Source organism: Endozoicomonas sp. SESOKO1, from assembly GCF_024606265.1.
In the GTDB taxonomy this organism is placed as follows: domain Bacteria; phylum Pseudomonadota; class Gammaproteobacteria; order Pseudomonadales; family Endozoicomonadaceae; genus Endozoicomonas.
Window position 1 is genome coordinate 1 of the sequence record NZ_JAHHPP010000042.1, and the last position, 1,539, is coordinate 1,539.

Sequence of the window (1,539 nt, forward strand, 5' to 3'; positions counted from 1 at the left end):
ATACTGAATGATAACAACCGGCGCGGGATACACGGCGACTGTCCTACAGGGTTGCCGGAGGACCGGCTCCATAGGCTGGACACATCTGTATGCACAAACACTACACCGAATGGCCGGTACTTGCACATTGAATTAGCGACAATAACAGTATACTTACCGTACCGGGTTACCATCTGATCAAAGGTGAAGTGGGCAAGCCAAGACAGTAACAGGGCCTATCTTTACGGTTCAGAGGCGATTGGGTAATCCTGAAAAAAAACCGGCCATAAAAGCCGGTTTTAAAAACACACTGCAGGAGCCAGGGGATTACATCAGAGGCATGGTGTAAGAGATATCAAACTTGGTCTGGTTAATCTTGCCCTGGCCGAACTTGTTGCCTTCATCGTCGACAAAAGCCTGCTGCAGGTTAACGGACAGACCTTTCAGGGTCCCCTTGCGTACCACATATTTGGCAGTAATCGCGTGCTCTGATTCATGGGTATCGCCAATCGCCCCACCACTGGAGCCTTCTCTGGCATCTTCCTGATAATACATGCCATAGTGGAAACCATATTTAACCTCAAACCCTTTCAGCCATGGGTTACGGCTATGGCTGAAATCCAGGGTATTTTCGACCGCCCATACCTGTTCATTGGAGCGACGCATACTCTGGTAATTACCCTGGCCTTCGTTTTTCAGCACACCCTTGACGTTACCGATACCGTAGCTGAAGCCACCTTCACCGATACGGGTGTGATGCAGGGCCACTGTCCAGGCGGTGGAGTTAAAGAGGGATTCAGTCCAGGCAATGGTATAGGTCGATAACCGGGTATGATCCGGAATATCGCCAAATTTACCGGGATAGATCTCTTTTTCCAGTTCCCAGACATCACCATAGTTATGGTTCTGATAGAACTGTGCTTTTAATTGCAGATTTTCCCGCTTGTTAAAGGGCAGTATATAGTCAGCACTGATCATGTAGCGACGCAGGTATTCCGGCGCGTCAGAGGCAGCTGCTTCCAGAAGAAGCCCACCGAACTTCCGGCTCAGGCCAAGGGAGTGGACATAATCGATTTTCAGATCATCCTCATGCCCCAGCTGGGTATAGTCATAATGAGACGAATAGTTAGGCTTGGCGGAAATATCCTGAACAGAACTATCGTTATGGTTTTTCACACCATTAATCCAGGCGTACTCAATCCGGGTACCACCAAGGCGGGCATCCAGATCAAATCCGGTATAAGACGTTGGAAGCACATCATCTTCATCACTGGAAGAGATCATACCAGCGGCAAACATGCCCAGGCCAGCGCGCAGGTCAAAGGTATTTTTACCTTCACCACCTCGGGTCTTCAGGGTAACTTCTGTGATACCGGTGGCACCTTCAGTACCATCACAAACGTAGTTACCATCGCCATTTTTACCGGTGTAGTAACAGTCTTTCTGCTTCAGTACTTTCATACCGGCATCATATTGTGCCCAGTCGGTTGGGTAATCAGAGTTGAGACGAATACGGCCCAGGGCGGCCACATCAAAACCGACCAGGCCACCCAGGTAGGC

The 1,539-nt window shown here is 49.6% G+C and carries 1 protein-coding gene; it reads right to left on the reverse strand.

What is annotated here, in order from left to right:
• Positions 1-306: 306 nt before the first annotated feature.
• A partial coding sequence (locus KDK13_RS02525) for an OprD family porin (protein WP_257283248.1) occupies positions 307-1,539 on the reverse strand: 1,233 nt, incomplete at its 5' end.